The sequence below is a fragment of the Escherichia sp. HH41S genome (assembly GCF_009820115.1).
In the GTDB taxonomy this organism is placed as follows: Bacteria; Pseudomonadota; Gammaproteobacteria; order Enterobacterales; family Enterobacteriaceae; genus Escherichia; species Escherichia coli_F.
The window spans coordinates 343,347-360,954 of the sequence record NZ_VNXE01000119.1 but is presented as its reverse complement, the minus strand read 5'-3'; the positions used below and the strand labels follow the sequence as shown (position 1 = coordinate 360,954).

The following is a 17,608-nucleotide window of genomic DNA, read 5'->3' as shown; positions in this document are numbered from 1 at the left end:
AATTTTACGAAGAGAAATAAGATGATGTAAGTGAAGTGAGTCACATAAAGAGATAGCAGATTTGGCTAAAAAAAGAGAAAAAACAGTCTAAAAAGCGTTGACATTGCTTTCTGTTGAGCCAAGTAATTTCTCAATGCTAAATATCTAACTAATTGATATTTAGTGTATTTATGTGTTTTGATGGCAATTTATTGCATTGGGATCATAAATAAATATGAAACAGATTATTTAGATACATAAATATGTGATGTATATCACCAATTCTCATCATGAAATACAATTCGTAACGACAGATTGGGGCAGGTAATAGCTGCCCCTTTAATTCTTACTTAGCGTTTGTAGTTGACTATACGTGAGCGAATAATCAATTAGCCAAAGCATTCATCGTGTTGCCCGTGTTCATATTCGTGTGCCTTTGACAACGGTACTCCTTTGAAACTCTCTTTGGACTGTTGCCGAAATGTTTGCGGAAAGCATAAATAAAATAAGATGTACTGGCATAACCACATTTTTCGGCAATTTTATTGACTGAACCTTCTACGCGTATCAAATTTTTTGCGTGTTGCATTCTGGCATCTAAAAGAATTTGTGAGAATGTCGTTTGCTCTTGCTTTAGTTTTTTCTTCAGCAGGCTTTCACTAATATACAGGCAATCACAAATATCTTTTAGTTTCCATGGGTGTGCCAGCTTCATATTGACAATGTTTCTCACTTTCCCTGATACGGATAGCACACCGTTAGTTAATAGTGTAATGAAACCTTTGCATGCGGCAAAAATAGACAGGCAAGAAAAAAGCAAAAGTTCTGAAAAATTATGATGATTGCGTTCTTCCGAGTTGAGATAAGCAATCATTTCATTAAGCAATCCAGTCGGTACATTTGAAGCACGTAAAAACTTCGCAGGAACAGGCACCGTCACTGTCTGGATGTTAGTGCATTGTAGATATTTTTTAATGGTATTTTCATTAAATCCGATTTCTTTAAAATGCCGCTCATAAGGTTCAAAATGCGTACGAACAGCGTTATCTACCATCAAGATCTCGCCGTCAGAGAAGGCGTAATCTTTATCTAAAATGTTAGCGTTGAAGGCATGATGAATAAATATAACAGAACAAACGAGCGACATTTTATCTCCTTAAAACAATAAAGTTTTTATCGATACTTTTTTAACATTTCATATTTATAATTTGCTGTTTATTTTCAGTCTTGCAAACTATTGATAATGAAATGTGTAAGATCTCTTGCAATGCGACCCATTTCTGAAATATCCAGCTGATCAATTGCCGAAAAAATGGCTATCAACGTAAGTGTCAGTAATAAGACAACCACAATTACAGACATGATTTCTTTATAGTTGTCTCTTTGCGTGATTTTGTTTTTCACTGTGGTCGCATGCATTTCAAATATGTTTATTTAGCGGATAACGTTAAAAATCGTTAATCAGTATGCTTAATATAACAGGCTGGAAAAAAGAGGAAATAGGACTGGTGCTTCAGTACTGAGCGGAGTTTCTTACAGCTGTAGGCGGAGGTATATATCTTATAGCGAGCAGTTTAATTTAGCACATGTGAGTAAATTGCGCGACAATGGTCAATGAGGAATTCTTCTGCTGTGCGGATGACAGCAGAAGAAATGAGGAGGCGAATTAATTTGATGGTTCTAATTCAACCGGAATACTTTTATAGCCAGGAATGCCACTTAATGGATCGTGGTTATCAAGTGTTAGCATGTGATTCGATTCTGGAAAATAGGTCACCAGTGAGCGGTCAGCCATAGGGTAAATGACCACTTTTAATCTATCCATGCGGCGTGAGCTGCGCTTACCGTCTGGCGTAAGCGCAATAAGATTAACTCTTTCGCCGTTTTTTACACCGCAAACTTTAGCTTGTTTAGCACTCATGAAGACCACATCTCGTTGACCGAATACCCCTCGATAGCGGTCATCCATACCATAAATCGTCGTATTGTACTGATCGTGACTGCGCACTGTCGCCATGACCAGCTTACTGTTAAACGCCGAAGAGGGATCTTCTAACAGCCCTTTGCTGGTAATGAAATTAGCCTTACCTGACGACGTCAGCCAGCGCCTTTCAGCAGCTGCGTTTATGAGGTGAAAACCACCAGGATGGCGGATGCGCTGGTTATAGTCGGCGAACTCTGGCAGCACAGCTTCAATGTCATTGCGAATGCGATCATAATCTTCCACCAGATGCTCCCAGGCCACCACGCTCTGAGGGAGCGCTGCCTGCGCGATTCCCGCGACCACTGCACACTCTGATTTCAGCATGACACCGGCGGGTTTTAACACGCCACGCGAGGCATGAATCATCGACATTGAATCCTCAACGGTTACCGCCTGCGCACCGCTTTTTTGCATGTCAATCTCGCTACGTCCCAGAACCGGCAGAATATAGCTATGCCGTGCGGTCAGCAGATGAGAGCGGTTAAGCTTTGTGGCAACGTGTACCGCCAGATCTAATTGCGTTAACGGTACAGCGCTCGCTTCCCGATCTGGCATTGCCAGTGCAAAGTTGCCCCCCATGCAGATCAATGCTCGAGCTTGCCCCGTACATATTGCTTGCATGCTGGCGATTGCAGCATGTCCAGGTGCATGAGGTGGGGTGAAGCCATAGCGCTCACCCAGGCGAGCCAGAAACTCTGCAGACGGTTTCTCGGTGATACCGACGGTTCGGTCGCCCTGTACATTAGAGTGACCACGTAGTGGGCAGATACCCGCACCAGGCTTGCCAATGTTACCTTTCATCAACAGCAGATTGACAAGTTGCTGTACGTTCTGGGTACCATGTTCGTGCTGAGTGATCCCCATTCCGTAACAGATAATGGTTCGTTCGGCAGCGGCATATGCATCAGCAAGTTCGGCGATTTGTGTCTGACTTAGTCCAGAAATACGTTCGATATCTTTCCACTCGGAATTGAGAACGTCACGGCGTAGCTCGTCAAAGCCGACGGTATGCGTTTGAATGAATTCGTCATCCAGCAATGAGGGCCGACCCGCAGCACTTGCAGCATCATCGCGCTCAATTAACAGGCGCATCATCCCCTTTAGCAACGCCATATCGCCACCAATGCGCACATTATAGTAAGCACTAGCCAATTGAGTCTCGGAGTTCGTCAGCATTTCAAACGGGTTCTGTGGTGCGGTAAATCGCTCCAGGCCACGCTCCTGCAGAGGATTGATGGCAATCATTTTCGCTCCCCGTTTCACTAAAGCGCGCAACGAAGTCAGCATGCGAGGGTGGTTTGTACCAGGGTTATGCCCAATGCAAATTACTAAATCGCATTTCTCAAAGTCTTCCAGTAACACGGTCCCTTTACCCACGCCGATACTCGCTGCCAAACCCACGCTGGTCGGTTCATGGCACATGTTTGAGCAGTCGGGAAAGTTATTGGTACCGTATTCACGGGCAAAAAGCTGATAAAGAAAGGCAGCTTCATTGGAAGTGCGGCCCGAAGTATAGAATTCAACCTGATTTGGATCACTATAACTTTGAAGACGTGCGCCAATTTCGTCGAAAGCTTGTTGCCAGCTTAATGGCTGGTAACAGTCGCTGACGGCATCATATTTCAAAGGTTGAGTGAGACGCCCCGCAGCCTCGAGTTCGTGATCTCCCCAGGTAAGTAATGATTGAACCGTATTCTCAGCGAAAAAAGAGGCATTCACCTGCTTATCGGTGACTTCCCAGGCGATTGCTTTTGCGCCGTTTTCACAAATGTCGAATGACGCGCTGTGCTTAGGATCTGGCCATGCACATCCTGGACAGTCAAAGCCTTCTGGCTTATTCATGTCAAACATGGCAATCACTTCCTGGCGTATATCCATTTGCTTACGGACTGCATTCGCTACAGATTTGACAGCCCCCCAACCACCGGCAGCTCCCTGGTAGGATTCAATTTTTTTCTTCATCAGCTTATCCTGTGTGGAAATGAATTATTAGGATTTGTAATAGCGATGATGCGCAGTATATATAATGGGTTTATCGGCCATTTGGATATATGAGAGTAGGGGGCTACTCTCATTCTATTTTTAACTCATTATCGTCACATAACAGAATAGTATAAATGCGATAAGTTAAGCATCATCTCTCATAGTCTTTAAGTTAACATACTTTTCAATATATAAAATAAGACTCTGACTTCAATTGTGCGCGGATTTTCTTACAGGTGTAGGATAATTTATTTCAGGAAAGAATTATCCGCGTAATTTTAGTGAATGGAAAGCACAACCTAAAGTATAACAGGGTCAACATCACAATTATTCATAGATAAATGTAACGCCAATGACTGACTGTACTGCTCCAGCTGCGACCTTGCTTCCTGTCTGTCCATAAGTTGCACTTAAGCCCAGGGGTACTTTGCTTTTATTTACAGTTCCCAGGGAGACATTTTCTCCCGTAGCCAGTATTTTTCCATTACGCATCAGGGAGACACCGACTCCTGATGCTTTTGTTGCGTCAGGTGCTGTATTAGCAAACACTTGTCGGGCACTGTCAGTGGTAGCGCCCGAAAGATAAAATGAGAGCTTTTGCTCACTTGAGCAATATACGCCCAGGGGTATTTCTGCGCTTCCAGGAAAGTCCGGGAGACTCACTGTGACATTACGACTATCAACGGTACAGCCGCCCGTTGGCATAACAACACTGTTATTTGAAATAATATTCCATGTAAAGTTACGCGGATTTCCACTTCCTAACGTTGCAATTTTATACATATGAATGCGAGCAATAACTTCTCCCGCGTTTATGACAACGCCACCGGCCGCCCCGACAGGGGTAATATAGAGTTTTAACGGTAAGGGCATCGGTGTCTTATCACCAATATCCAATACGTTGGTATTTGTCGTCAACGGGAAGGGGTAGGTCACATTATTCCAGTACAGCGATCCTTTATATGACTGCAGGGAGCCTGCGAAAGCTGAGCCTTGTACTAAGTTAATATGATCTGTGTCGTACCAGCCGCCGTAATCATTCCAGCAACTTATATGCTGAGACAAATCTACAACCAGATTCTGACCTGGTTGAATGACAGGATCGAGATTAACATACACAGAAGTTGTACCTGCGCCAATACTTGACCCACCATCAACATTACAACTGAAGGCGAAGACTTTACCTGCCATCAAAAGAAAATAAATACTGAACAGGACATTTATACTAATTTTTTTTCCCATGATAAATCCTTAGGTTAAAAATTGATTTAAAAAAGAGGCTTATAAAATCGAATCGATGTTATTGCCAGGTATAGATCACATTGATTAGCGCCTCGATCGTTCCCTGGCTTGCGTTTCCATTCACCGTGATAGCTCTTGCCTTAAGTGGAAACTGTGCATTACGTGTGATCTCATCAACAATAACCGTTTTGCTATCGCCACTTTTTAACGTCGCCTCCTGATCATCCCTCAGCTCTATTTGAATATTTTCGGCACTACCTTCATTTTTGTAATAACCCGTATTGTCAGTTGAACCTGTTACGATTGCCGTCACTGCACTTGTTTCAATCGGACAATCGGTTAATGATAAAGTAATATTGTGCCAGCCAGATGCAGAACCAGGTTGTTGCAGATTGCGTGTATAAATATCCCCGAGATTAACGCTAGCCTCTTTGGTTTGAATAGTGCAGGGTTTAGCAACTACCCGACCATTAACAGTGATAGTGACATCAGCGGCCTGAAGAGTTGCTGAAAATAGCGCACAGAGCGTAGCCAACAGAAGTCTTTGGAAAGTTCTATTCATATCTGACTCTGATTATTGAAATTCAAGGGTAAATGTTGCCGAAGCGCTAACCAGTCCTGGATTGACGGACTTTTGTGTTGACTTCAAACGGGCCGAGTAAGGCAAAATATTATCCTGATCAGGAGTCAGAGGGATCCACTGCATTCCGGTATGAAGGTCATTTATTTTTACTGGGCGCATATTTCCGTCCAGTATTTCAATACCCAAACCGGAAGCAGAATTGCTTCCTTCATCCAGTTTCAGCAGAGTATTATTTTCTAAATCCTCTATCCCGCTAAATGCAACCCGAACCCCCGTAGTCCCTTTGCTACATTCACTTAACGTAATCTGGAAAGGAACGGTTGGACTTGTGCTTCCAGTCGTTGGGAATTGCCTGGCACTGTGTTTTTGTAGGTCTACGGTAAAATTAAGCGAATCAGATGAAACTGTGCAGCCATAATCCAGGACGCGCCCGCTAATTTTAATAACGCTATCTGCAGATAAAGCAGAATAGGTGGTTAACCCCAGACATAAACCGAGGAAAATAATGCTATTGTGTTTCATAATCTAGTGTTCCTTAGCGACAGACTGCTGTTTGCTGACTCAGTAAGTTCCCAGGAGAGACTTCAGGAAGCTTGTAATTAACAATACATTTAGCGTTTGCATTGTTGCCCCATGAAACCTGTAATTTTCCTGATTGTGGAAGTCCTGTCAGGTAGACCTGACCATTTTCAGCAACAATGCTGCCATTGTTATTGTCACCGTGAGTCACAATTGCACCGAATGGAACGGGTTTATTGCCGTATTTCAGAGTCATTAATACTTTACCGCCGATTTGTGCATTAAATGTTGCTCTGGCAATAGCACCATGAGTAGGGATGACCGTGACCACGGTTTCATCCAGTTCAACATTATCGGCAAGGGAATTAGCGTTAAGAGCGACACGATTTTCTCTATATTCTGTCGCAAATGGTAATATTGCATAGCCACGCCAGTCTGTATGTATTCCTGTCTGGTTCTCTATTTTAACATTCTCCGCGCCAGGAGCCTTAACCAGAACCATAGTGTCGCCCATCGGCTGTCCAAAGGTGACACCATCAGCATGAGCAATAATTCCACCACTCATTCCGTAGTAAAACTGGTTGCTATCTCCATTACGACTGTAACCGACATTAGTATTACCGTAAGCCCCTCGATAATTGAGAGAACTGTAACCACTGGTGCCAGATGATGCATTACCTCCGCGGGTATTACCGACCTGAACACTATAATTCAGGTTATTATCCGGCAGCAGTGTGCCATAAACCCCAGATAGATTGGTCATACCGCCTTTCAAATCGTTTGACATGCTATAACTAGCGTTTGAATTACGAAATGCCGACTGACTGTCTGTACGCATCCAATGACTGAAGGGAACATTAAGTGTAAAAGCGAGTAAATGATCCCGATCGTTTTGCCATATATTACTGGAATAGCTGTAATTCAGCGAAGTCGTAATATCGCCAAACGGTATATTTAACCCGAATGATATTTGCTGATCGCTGCGTGACGTGTTCCAGTAACTTTGGCGACTGGCACTGAAAAAGGTCGTACCGTAATTTCCAAGCTGCTGAGAAATACTTATTTGTTCCTGACCACGTTTACTATAGTACAGATTAAAATAATCAATAAATTGTATCTGTTCATTGGTGTCTCCGGTCGGAGGCTTGACGGTGTAACCACTCATTCGACTGTATGCACTGTCAGATAAGTTATAAAATCCTTGCGTAGAATATCGATATCCTGCGATCTGGATATTCGTTCCCGTCTGATAGAAAGATTTACTGTAGACAGATTTTACCGATTGTCCGCTGTGACGAGTATCATCCGCAAGTGTCGTATTGGCTTGCGTGATATCGACAGAAAAGGCACCTAAAAGGCCAAGATCTTTACCAATACCCACGTTGAAAGCTTGATAATCTTCTGCAATTTGCATCCCGCCATAAGGTGTCCAGTTTCCCTCCAGACCATGCATTACGCTGCCCTGAATGAATTTTGGGGAGCTTTGCAGGTTATTTCCACTACGATATTCTCCCAAGGCAAGTGCATAACGCGTATAACCAGCACGTTGGAGAACCGGGACAGATGAATAAGGGACATATAAAGTCTGAATACTGCCGTCTGCCTCTTTTATCGTAACTTGCAGATAACCGCCATTAGCCGCAGAGTTAATATCATCAATAGTAAAAGGGCCGGGAGGGACCGTAGTCTGATAAACATCGTATCCGTTCTGTTTAACACTGACTTGGGCTGTGCCACGGGCTATACCATGAATCACCGGAGCAAAACCATGTTGGCTATCGGGCAACATCGCTTCCGTTGAGTTTATTTTAAGGCCACGAAAGTTCACACTTTCAAAAATATCGCCATCGGTATAACTATCACCCACCGTTAACCGTGAGCGTAAGGGAATAATGTCACGTTCAGCAGACGTATTGATATGTTGCCATTTATTGCTGTCAGATGGGTTGTTACTCCCACTGTTATAACTCCACGTTGAGTTATCACGTAGTCGCCAGCTGCCAATGTTGATGCCACTCTGCAAATTCAGATATGCATAGTTGGTTTTGCTGGCGTTATGGTTACTACGATTGTTGATAGAATTACCATTAAAACTATAGTTCAGTAGGCCTGCGTTTATTCCTTCTTCCCACAGGTCAGGAGAGACATAACCACGGGCCATTCTGCCGACATAAATCTGTGGAACGGAGAGCGACAGATGTTGCTGACCAACATCAAACTCAGTAGATGCGTCGGCCAAACGATCCTGAAGTGGTGTACATGCGTTGTTATCCGGCACATTTTTTCCTGCCAAATGGTCCTTATTGGCTAATAACGCTGATTTTTTTATGCCAAGACTGACAAGAAGGTCTGTACTCAGACATGGGGTGAGATCTGCGTTATTATCATCTGCAACAAAAGTAACATCCCGAGTGGTCATAAATTCGTCGTTCAAATAAATATCGACCCGATATGTACCAGGTGGTGCCTCGCGTCCCTTAGCAAAGGCAGATAAATCAACAGACTCAGCAAGATCATTGCTTAAAAACCGTGGATTAAAATAATACTCTGCTTCTACGGGAAAAATCGCTGTAGCTAAGCCAAGGGCAAAGGTAAGCCGTGCAAAGCGAGGCAGTAGTAACACATGATGCATACGATATGCCTTAAATGCGGCACGAAAGGCTGTCATTATTAGTTCCGATTGAGTTTATGCTTATTAATTAGGTCAGTTGTTACTGCATGGTTGCCTTAATACGCGGTGTCAATGCACCGTAATCATTGATCGTCTGAAAGCTGATATCCCCGGATGTACCATGAGGAAAATCCACCGAAATTTCACCTTTTGGAGGCACCATGGTGTTTGGGAGATCGCTATTTCCTGCTTTCATATTCGTTACGGTAATGAAGTAGGGGGTCGGATTAATAAGTGTCAGTTTGCTACCACTGCGGCGGAAACGAAGCATTTCCGGAGCTTGGTCAGGTGCCATTGCCAAATTCGTTGGGCGATAGAACATTTTTATGCGGCTAATAATTGCGAGCTGTAATGTATTTGCATTTTTCTGATCTTTTTCCATAGCAGGAATAGCTTTGACATTTACCCAAAACAGACTTTCCCGGTCGCCCGGTAACTGATGATTAGTGGCGTTGATAATCCGCAGCGTATTCTCTTTTTTGCCTTGCATCGAAAAAAGCGGTGGGGTAATGACAAACTGGGTATCTTTTTGGTCACCCGCATTTTCTATCCATGACTGAATAAGATAGACACTGGCAGGATCATTATTCGTGACAGGCAATAAAACCTGTTTCTGATTTGCTGGAAAGATTACACGAGTTGCACCTAGAGCTACCGCTGCATTGGCAATGGTACTATGGCAAAGAAAGACCAATGAAAGTAATACTGTCGCCATAAAAGAAACAGAGTAGGGCGTACGAGTCGTCTGCATCTGATGTGTTCTCCATGTGTTGATAGGCTAAGCGGGGGAAACCGTCACATCAGAAAATGGTAAATATTGCTAATGCTATGGCGGATGGCCGGGTTTCCAGACTTAATGCGCTGGTAATAAAACTTGGTTCTCTATTGAAATAAAAAATTGTCTTCAGAGTGATTTTTAAAATCACAGTAATTTTAACTGCCTTGTTTATTAATCGTTTAGATACTCTATGATTTTTTCATATCGTTCCAAAATATAAGTCATTCCTTAGTAATAATGAGATAAACATTGATGAATTTTTTCGGGTGTGAGTAGCCATGCCACACACACCCTGTTTTAATTTCAGATGACGTATAGCCACCCGAATACTCAATTATAGGTATTGGACTTTGAAGGTCGCATCTGCATTTGCAGTACCCGCCACTGACTGCCCGAGGGCAATATAACGAGCCTGGAATGGCAGTATATTCGTGCCATCAATCAAGTCAGTTTTAGCGCTAAAAGTTGCCCCATCCAGTATTAATACCTCCCCCGTACGGTCCAAAATTTGGATACCGACATTCTGGGCAGAGCCTGCCGCTGAACTCTGAAGCGCCAGCGTATCGTCATTACTGGTGACAGTAGTCCCCAGGAATGCAACAGCCGCATTACTGGAAACATTGGTATCACAATCATTCAGCTTGATATTGAAGCCTACAGCGCTACTGAGGTCACCCGCTTTAGCCAGGCGAGAAGAACGGACCTGACCCAGCTCAACCGTTTGGTTCATTGATTCTGAGTCAATCGCACAAGCGGCATTTACCACTTCACCTTTAAAATGAATAACACCGCCATTTACGGTGGTCGCAACTGACTCATCACCTTCGGCTGCGTTAACCGCAGCCGAAGACATCGCCAACACAGAAACGACAATCATTCCGACATGTTTGAGTTTCATAATTCTCCAAAGTTTATATTTAAGCAGCTGAATAAAGAAATATAACAATTCAGTCATTCTGTTATTGCTTATAAAAAAGAATCATTCTTGATTAGCCTATCACCCTGAAAATATAATTTCCTGAGTTATTACATCTGATGAAGAACGATAATATCTTTAAATCACAAGGACGCTCAGTCACAACAAGCTTATAACTGCACTTGTTGTAGAGAGTATTTTCAAAGACTTTTTTATATCGCCAAATAACATGACGATTTCATTATGCATGATGTTTATAAACAACGTCTAAACAGAATATTATTGCGAATAAGGAAAATGTCAGGAAAGGTCAAGACTTATTAATGTTTTATATGACCAAATAACATTAGGGTTGCTTGATGTTTTTTTGTTGTCATTATTTCTTGATGGATTATTATTTGGCAATCTATCATCCACGCACCAATCTTATTGTTGAAGTATCAGGTTACCCGGTATTTGCGGCTGGGGAGGTATGGTTTTGAACGACGCCGCAATGGATGCCCGCGTGAAAGCGATGGCTACTAACGTGATGTACGACATGAGCCGGGCGCTGGGCCATGGCGTAGGTGAGGGCAAAGACCGTTATTTCACCGCCGACCGTCGTTCTGTTTACAGTCAGCAGGAAAGTCGTTGCCGCAGGCGACTGTGTGAATCGTCAGTTCGTGGCAGAACATCCTGACCAGCTGTGGGTGGCTGATAACTCCGATGGCGCGCTACTTTGAACTTGCTAAGAAAACGCCATACTCTGATGCCGTTCACGCAAACTATCAGCCCAATGAGGAGCATATACAGGAACAGAATAACCAGCTTGAACTTGAGCTGAGAAAATTGAAACGATGTCTATGAATCACACAATTTATTATCGAATACGGTGACCGCCTGAGCGGCCACCTTTAATCGTGGGCAGTTACACAGAATTATTTACAGGGTCCGTCACTACGGCATTTCTCCTGCCACTGGCTACAAGTGGCTTAAACGTTGGACCGATGAAGGTTTATCCGGTCTTCAGGACCAGATACGTACTCTTCAGCCTTCCCCGAACCGTTCGTCCTACGACCTCATTGCGCTTTTTCTTCCGCTTTCCATGCTTTAGCCATGCAGGGGGCCACGGGATGTGCAGGGCCTTACCCCACAACAGTGAGCCCCGGCACTTTTACATTATCCCGCATCTCTTCGCCGAGGGGAGTAAGCCCGTCTGGGGTCAGGTAGGGTTTGACAGTGTCCACATTAATGTTTAGGTTCCGACAGTAATCCTCTAAACTCCTGGCCGCCCGCCGTACACTCAGATCACTCCATTGCCGGAGTTGTCCGTAGGTGAGGCTGGTTTCAGAGTGCCTTGCTATTTCGTCTGTTTTTGGTTTTCCAGTTTCTGTCAATACAATATGGCTGACAATATTTAATTCCCTCAGCAAATCAACAGGAATATCTGACTTATTATCCATCAGTATGTTATCGAACAGCATTTTGTACATGCTTATCAGTTTGTCCTTATTCCCTCTGTCCATACCTTTGGTCCAACCCGAGATGTCTTCGTCGATTTTTGCAAACAGAAACTTTTGTATATCCGCGCCGGTAATGTCAAAATTATCATTCAGCATGGGGAGCGCGTCCAGTATGGTCTTCAGTATTTCCACATGTCCGTGCGCTATGGCTAAAGATATCCCTGTCCAGCCGTTGCCGTTTTTTGAAGCCAGTATATTATTGAGGACATAGTCTTTGGTAATATTAAACTCCCCCTTCATCGAGCAGAGACGGTCCAGCATGGCCTTCACTATTTCCACATGACCATAAGACATAGCATGCGCCATCCCCGTCATGCCATTCGCATTTCTTACAGCCAGGAAACCCAGAATATCCTCTTTGGTAAATACCTCCTCCGGTAGCGCGCAGAGATTATCCAGCATGAACTTCAGCATATTTACCTTCCCATGTGACATGACCTTAAATAAACCCGAGGGGTTTTGGGAAGTTTTATCGTTGAATGAAGACAGTATATTAAAGACATCCTCTTTGCTGAGTTGTAATTTCTCGGCATGGTCGGGGAGTAACCGTTGCATAGCGGTCACTATGTTTTCTTTCCCATTAAGCATGGCTTTGCTCAAAGCACGATCATCACCCCTACGTGGATTGATTAAATCCCGCATCTCATCATTGGTAATTCCAAACCTCTTGACCACGTCGGGAAGCATTTCCAACATCGTTATCAGTATTTTATCATGTCCTTCCGTCATGGCAATTTCCAACCCTTCAATCGAATTAGATCTCGGATCAGAGTTTTTTGCTTTCAGTAACCTCAGTACATCATTTTTGTTAATGTCATAATTATCGGGCAGTTTGGCGAGCAAGCCCAGTATTGTATCCAGCATGTCATAGCGTCCGTTCTTCATGGCCATATACAAACCCGGGGTACCCCCTTCGCTTGACGTCTCCAATAATTTTAGCATCTTACTGGAGGTGAGTCCGCCTTTACCGGTAAGTTCGGACAGGTGAAGGCTTTCAATCAAATCTGTATCCCCGTCCCGCATAGCCCTGAACAAAATGCTCTCACCCCTGTTGTCGCAAGCCATCAGCTCTTCTAAAATGTCATACCTGTAAAGCTTGTTCGCAACCAGATCATAGGACGTTTGGTAATTTCTCGGACAATATTTTTCTATGAGGTTTTGTTTAACGTTTGTAAACTCTTTTTCTGTACAACATATTGATTCTTTCCCCCCGGCACAACTGATGAACAACTGTTTCGCTTCCGGGTCAAAGTTTATTTCTACATAAACCTCGCCACTCTCATCCCGGATGACATATCTGTACTTCTCTTCCTGAATGGCGCTTTTAAAAATCAACTTAAGATATTCCATGCCTTCCCGCATATTCTCATTGTTCGGAATTTTTTCGCTTCCTAACAAATGAGCAATAGCATATAATAACTTTTTGACCCAACTGGAAAATCCTCCGGTACTTGTATCAAGTATGGCTTTGACACCCGCCAGTGGCATCATGTTTCCATCATAGTACAGGTCTTTTGTAGTATTTGTAGTAGAAGATCTGAGTATTATAGTGTGGACATCACCATTAACGGACATCATAATAATCACCTTTTAATTTATCGAACCCATTACTGACATTAACAGAAATCTGAATATTATCCCGGATAATGTCGGGATAAAGATTCACCTGATACTATTTTAAAACCGGAGAAAAACTATCAAATATCGCTCATTTTAAATGATTTCTTTTATGCTTTTGTCATTCAGAAGTTACCCCACCTGGGGCACCTGCCTCACGATATTCGAATTCGAGTTTCTCCACAGGGATACCAGACAGGTCGGTTTTGTCGAAACAGTCACTGGCTGGTATATTCAGCTTAAGGCAGGCGCTGATACTCAATCTCTGTAAATTTTTTATTACTTTTTTCCAATCCGTACCAGGTGCCATACAATGAGGTTCGCCAAATAATTCCCCGTCGCTATTGTCGCAGTTTGTATTATTCACATCAAAATCATCCCGGGAAATTCTATCCACCAGGGAAACCCAGTCTTCTTTTAGCGAAATAATATCATTGTAAATTTTATCCTTCACAGTCGGCGGTGTAGAAATACCGCGATACTGGTCATTTACACTATGAACAGGTTGCATGGTTGTAGCTCCGTTAAACGTCTGACTAAAAGTAAACTATTATCCACAGATGCAGGTAAAACATTCTCAGGTGTTCATCTGAATTCAAAAGAAAAAAGCAACTGACTTGAACGAGAAATTTACGGGGTCACATGATGATACGATTCATTCCATTCTTCGTTCTAAGCATTCGAGGCAAATGAAGATGAATCAGTGTCTGAAAAAAATCCGATACCAGAGCGACTTAAGGAAGCGAGATGCAGGGCGGGATTATCACAGCGCTCTCTGGGTCTCCTTGTTGGCTTTGACCCTGCATCGGCTAGCAGTCGTATGAATCATTATGAGACAGGACGCCATGTTAAGCCGCCATTGACGATGCATCTTGGTTCATGAAGTAAGTTAACAGTCAATATGATTTAACTTATGTTGAGTATAAATGTGCCGTTGCTAGCGATTGTAGCTGGTGAACTGCAAAACCACCGGAAACGCACCAGATAAATTTTAACCACATGAATACCTGGCAAAATGCGCGAATTTTGATAGCCGGTTCACGGGAATATGGACAGAATCCGGCTTTTCATCAACACATTTTTGTGAGGTATCATGCTCCAGCCTACTTCTTTATCCGGTGCATCCGGTGTATATGTTAAACCCAATGAAAATGAATATTGGGCACCCGATGAATCCAGCCAGACAGCAAACCGTCTTCATATCGGCTATGTATTAACCGATTTATTAAACAATTCATTAAACGATATCGCAGCCAGCAAGACCAGCAAGACCAGCAAGACCAGCAAGACCAGCAAGATAGAAAACTGGGATGATTTATCCTCATCAGATTATACAACCATATTACACAACGCATCCGAAGAAACTTTCATCCACATGGTTTGTCGTTCCCTCCTTCACGATCAATGTTTGACCAAAAGTGATCAGCTGACAAATATGTTCCTGAGCTTCGAGTCCACAGACAATCCCAATATTTACACCATCCCGGCCAAAAAGGAAGACCCGCCGATAGGGCTCTTACTGAACCTGTCCGTCGTCGATGAGCCCATCATGACAATGTACATACCAGGTATGCCAAAAGTAGCGTTGTCTGTAACTCTGACTGGCGATAAACCACACTGTAAACTGCTCCGGAAGTATATCGATAAAGTCCCGGACTGGGTGGCCCAGATAACGGCATGGCGTGCCTGGGCCAAGGTGAATGCTCCCGGGGAATACAGGGCAGAAGCTCTTAGTAGGGTGAAGGCATATATATACAATAGAGCATGCAATAGAGCTTCGGCACTGGAACTAGAACTGGCAAATCTGATGCTGACCAGCCTGCCGGAGCTGCCCGCCGGGCTGGAGAAGCTTGATGTGAGTGGAAACCAGCTGTGCAGCCTGCCGGTCCTGCCCACCGGGCTGGAGGAGCTTTATGTGAGAAGAAACTTGCTGGACAGCCTGCCGGTCCTGCCCGCCGGGCTGAAGAAGCTTGATGTGAGTAGAAACCGGCTGTGCAGCCTGCCTGTCCTGCCCGCCGGGCTGAAGCACCTTAATGTGGGTGGAAACAATCTCTTCAGGTCCACCGGGCTGGAGCTGCCCACCGGGCTGGAGGAGCTTGATGTGAGAAGAAACTGGCTGGACAGCCTGCCGGTCCTGCCCGCCGGGCTGAAGCATCTTTATGTGTGTAAAAACCAGCTGTGCAGCCTGCCGGTGCTGCCCGCCAGTCTGGAGAAGCTTGATGTGAGTAGAAACCGGCTGTGCAGCCTGCCGGTCCTGCCCGCCGGGTTGGTGATGCTTGATGTGAGTAATAATCAGCTGTCCGGCCTGCCGGCGCTGCCCGCCGGGCTGGTGACGCTTGATGTGCGTTTTAACCTCATGAGCAGCCTGCCGGAGCTGCCCGGCTATATGAGGACGCTTAATGTGAGTAATAACCAGCTGATCCATCTGCCGGTGCTGCCCGTCAGGCTGAAGGTGCTTGATGTGAGTAATAACCAGCTGACCAGCCTGCCGGACCGCCTGCCCAGCGGACTGGAGATGCTTAATGTGTGTTGGAACAAACTGACCAGCAAGCCCAGCCGGCCGCCCAGCCGGCCGAACGCTTGGTACTTTGGCTGTACGATTAATTATGAACCCCAGAGGCCTCGCTCCGGGGAAAACCCGTCTGCTGAGGTATCGGGCTATACGCCCTGAAGCAGTACAGAGAACAACCAGAACCGTTTGATTTTCCGGGGGGCACCGACTACATCGGCGAATTGCGCAATGGTAAAGCGGCAGTCATGAGGAAAACCATGCGAAGTCGACGCATTGCGCAACTGAAGGCTATAAAACAGGCGCACCGTAAAAACAGTTTGACCAGTACACCCGGATTAACCGGTGCGCAACAATTTCACCTCATGGAGACAGATGTAGTGCGTATGGTGTTATATCAATAATTGAAGGAAATCCACCCGCTGTCAGATATGTCAGTAAAACAGGGTATATATCATTGATTGAGCAATTCAGGAGCGTTACTTTTATCCGTATCAGTGCACTGTCTACACGTTTGTGGCTATTCGTTGTTTAATTTGTTGCGTTGAAGTGTTAAAGGTTGCATCTGGGACTGACTGAGATTATATTTTTCAGGTCTAGCATATAGTGGTACGCGCTGCTAACTCTCCTATTAGTGAGGCTTATCAGTGCATGAAGGGAGAGGGCGGGGTCGGCTTTGCCCTTTCTTTTTCATGACTGTATTAAACTTCAAGTCCTTTTTAAAATTCATTGCCTTATTGTAATATTTTTATTACCAATCCTAATCAGTGTTTTTATTTTTTCATTTATCTTAATATGTCTTTTATCTTGCTCAAGAGAAAGTTTCCGGAATTCATTTTCTCTGCTCGGCACGGCAATTATCAATTCTTCATGTTGGCTTTGATCCCGCATCGGCTAGCAGTCGTATGAATCATTATGAGAAAGGGCGCCATGTCCCCGATATTGATACGATTCGACGGATGGCGGCAGAGTTAAACGTGCCGTTGAACTACTTTTTTTGTAATGATCAGACAACAGCAGAACTTGCATTGCTCATATCCCGGATGACAGAGGAAGAGCGAAGTAGTCTTATCGAAGCACTCAAAACGTCTTCAGCTGTTTTTCTTTTGGGCGTAGATTCAACGGGCCAAGTTGCTGATCAACATAGGCAGCAATTAGGCGTTTTCGCTCAAGGCTGCTCAGCGTACTTAAACCACCGTTAACGATACCTTTTGCCTTGAGCCGAATATGCAGGGCCTTGGCGGAAATAGGGGACTTGTCAAAGCCTTCAGCCAGCATCAGTTGTAATTCGTGCTCGATCAGTGTGTCCAGTTCCTTTCGTGAGA

The 17,608-nt window shown here is 44.3% G+C and carries 12 protein-coding genes and 5 pseudogenes; 5 read left to right on the top strand and 12 right to left on the bottom strand.

Annotated elements, in window-relative coordinates:
• Positions 1–364: 364 nt before the first annotated feature.
• From ydeO to fimA, 9 genes are all read right to left on the bottom strand, one after another.
• On the bottom strand, positions 365–1,126 hold the full coding sequence (gene ydeO / locus FQZ95_RS23695; RefSeq protein WP_032303032.1) for an acid stress response transcriptional regulator YdeO: 762 nt from the start codon (positions 1,124–1,126) through the stop codon (positions 365–367).
• A 74-nt stretch (positions 1,127–1,200) separates the two neighbouring features.
• Positions 1,201–1,398, bottom strand: a complete 198-nt coding sequence (gene safA / locus FQZ95_RS23690; protein WP_085458752.1) for a two-component system connector SafA — start codon at positions 1,396–1,398, stop codon at positions 1,201–1,203.
• Positions 1,399–1,645: 247 nt separating this feature from the next.
• The gene (gene ydeP / locus FQZ95_RS23685) at positions 1,646–3,925 is read right to left on the bottom strand and encodes an acid resistance putative oxidoreductase YdeP (protein WP_000726741.1); all 2,280 of its coding nucleotides are present in this window, start codon (positions 3,923–3,925) and stop codon (positions 1,646–1,648) included.
• Positions 3,926–4,273: 348 nt separating this feature from the next.
• Positions 4,274–5,188 (bottom strand): fimbrial protein, encoded by a 915-nt coding sequence (locus tag FQZ95_RS23680; protein ID WP_000516693.1) that lies wholly within the window; start codon positions 5,186–5,188, stop codon positions 4,274–4,276.
• Positions 5,189–5,246: 58 nt separating this feature from the next.
• Positions 5,247–5,750 (bottom strand): fimbrial protein, encoded by a 504-nt coding sequence (locus FQZ95_RS23675; protein WP_160530772.1) that lies wholly within the window; start codon positions 5,748–5,750, stop codon positions 5,247–5,249.
• A 12-nt stretch (positions 5,751–5,762) separates the two neighbouring features.
• The gene (locus FQZ95_RS23670) at positions 5,763–6,293 is read right to left on the bottom strand and encodes a fimbrial protein (RefSeq protein WP_000682251.1); all 531 of its coding nucleotides are present in this window, start codon (positions 6,291–6,293) and stop codon (positions 5,763–5,765) included.
• A 13-nt stretch (positions 6,294–6,306) separates the two neighbouring features.
• Positions 6,307–8,958 carry a fimbria/pilus outer membrane usher protein gene (locus FQZ95_RS23665; RefSeq protein WP_160530770.1) on the bottom strand — a complete coding sequence of 884 codons (2,652 nt, stop codon included), beginning with the start codon at positions 8,956–8,958 and terminating at the stop codon, positions 6,307–6,309.
• A 43-nt stretch (positions 8,959–9,001) separates the two neighbouring features.
• Entirely contained in the window at positions 9,002–9,712 is a 711-nt protein-coding gene (locus tag FQZ95_RS23660) for a fimbria/pilus periplasmic chaperone (RefSeq protein ID WP_115739516.1), read from the bottom strand.
• A 361-nt stretch (positions 9,713–10,073) separates the two neighbouring features.
• A complete protein-coding gene (gene fimA, locus FQZ95_RS23655) occupies positions 10,074–10,637 on the bottom strand; it encodes a type 1 fimbrial major subunit FimA (protein WP_024218640.1) in 564 nt (187 codons plus the stop codon).
• A 457-nt stretch (positions 10,638–11,094) separates the two neighbouring features.
• Between fimA and FQZ95_RS23650 the strand changes: the two are divergent.
• The 3 pseudogenes from FQZ95_RS23650 to FQZ95_RS23640 form a co-directional block, all read left to right on the top strand.
• Positions 11,095–11,265 (top strand): annotated as a pseudogene (locus FQZ95_RS23650) (alpha/beta hydrolase); the annotation flags it as partial.
• A gap of 89 nt (positions 11,266–11,354) precedes the next feature.
• Positions 11,355–11,501 (top strand): annotated as a pseudogene (locus tag FQZ95_RS23645) (IS481 family transposase); the annotation flags it as partial.
• 85 nt (positions 11,502–11,586) lie between these two features.
• A pseudogene (locus FQZ95_RS23640) lies at positions 11,587–11,724 on the top strand (helix-turn-helix domain-containing protein); the annotation flags it as partial.
• A gap of 55 nt (positions 11,725–11,779) precedes the next feature.
• On the opposite strand, the gene FQZ95_RS23635 reads toward FQZ95_RS23640, so the two are convergent.
• Positions 11,780–13,735 (bottom strand): ankyrin repeat domain-containing protein, encoded by a 1,956-nt coding sequence (locus FQZ95_RS23635; RefSeq protein ID WP_032184245.1) that lies wholly within the window; start codon positions 13,733–13,735, stop codon positions 11,780–11,782.
• Between the two features lie 160 nt (positions 13,736–13,895).
• Entirely contained in the window at positions 13,896–14,285 is a 390-nt protein-coding gene (locus FQZ95_RS23630; RefSeq protein WP_105277015.1) for a hypothetical protein, read from the bottom strand.
• A 192-nt stretch (positions 14,286–14,477) separates the two neighbouring features.
• Between FQZ95_RS23630 and FQZ95_RS26620 the strand changes: the two are divergent.
• Positions 14,478–14,624, top strand: a pseudogene (locus tag FQZ95_RS26620) (helix-turn-helix domain-containing protein); the annotation flags it as partial.
• Between the two features lie 243 nt (positions 14,625–14,867).
• Positions 14,868–16,445 carry a hypothetical protein gene (locus FQZ95_RS23625; RefSeq protein WP_160530768.1) on the top strand — a complete coding sequence of 526 codons (1,578 nt, stop codon included), beginning with the start codon at positions 14,868–14,870 and terminating at the stop codon, positions 16,443–16,445.
• A gap of 933 nt (positions 16,446–17,378) precedes the next feature.
• On the opposite strand, the pseudogene FQZ95_RS23620 reads toward FQZ95_RS23625, so the two are convergent.
• Positions 17,379–17,561: pseudogene (locus FQZ95_RS23620) on the bottom strand (hypothetical protein); the annotation flags it as partial.
• Positions 17,562–17,608 lie beyond the last annotated feature (47 nt).

What these genes read in the sequence shown, in the direction of transcription:
- ydeO (WP_032303032.1), bottom strand. Translation starts at nt 1,126, where the DNA reads ATGTCGCTCGTTTGTTCTGTTATATTTATTCATCATGCCTTCAACGCT.
- safA (WP_085458752.1), bottom strand. Translation starts at nt 1,398, where the DNA reads ATGCATGCGACCACAGTGAAAAACAAAATCACGCAAAGAGACAACTAT.
- ydeP (WP_000726741.1), bottom strand. Translation starts at nt 3,925, where the DNA reads ATGAAGAAAAAAATTGAATCCTACCAGGGAGCTGCCGGTGGTTGGGGG.
- FQZ95_RS23680 (WP_000516693.1), bottom strand. Translation starts at nt 5,188, where the DNA reads ATGGGAAAAAAAATTAGTATAAATGTCCTGTTCAGTATTTATTTTCTT.
- FQZ95_RS23675 (WP_160530772.1), bottom strand. Translation starts at nt 5,750, where the DNA reads ATGAATAGAACTTTCCAAAGACTTCTGTTGGCTACGCTCTGTGCGCTA.
- FQZ95_RS23670 (WP_000682251.1), bottom strand. Translation starts at nt 6,293, where the DNA reads ATGAAACACAATAGCATTATTTTCCTCGGTTTATGTCTGGGGTTAACC.
- FQZ95_RS23665 (WP_160530770.1), bottom strand. Translation starts at nt 8,958, where the DNA reads ATGACAGCCTTTCGTGCCGCATTTAAGGCATATCGTATGCATCATGTG.
- FQZ95_RS23660 (WP_115739516.1), bottom strand. Translation starts at nt 9,712, where the DNA reads ATGCAGACGACTCGTACGCCCTACTCTGTTTCTTTTATGGCGACAGTA.
- fimA (WP_024218640.1), bottom strand. Translation starts at nt 10,637, where the DNA reads ATGAAACTCAAACATGTCGGAATGATTGTCGTTTCTGTGTTGGCGATG.
- FQZ95_RS23635 (WP_032184245.1), bottom strand. Translation starts at nt 13,735, where the DNA reads ATGATGTCCGTTAATGGTGATGTCCACACTATAATACTCAGATCTTCT.
- FQZ95_RS23630 (WP_105277015.1), bottom strand. Translation starts at nt 14,285, where the DNA reads ATGCAACCTGTTCATAGTGTAAATGACCAGTATCGCGGTATTTCTACA.
- FQZ95_RS23625 (WP_160530768.1), top strand. Translation starts at nt 14,868, where the DNA reads ATGCTCCAGCCTACTTCTTTATCCGGTGCATCCGGTGTATATGTTAAA.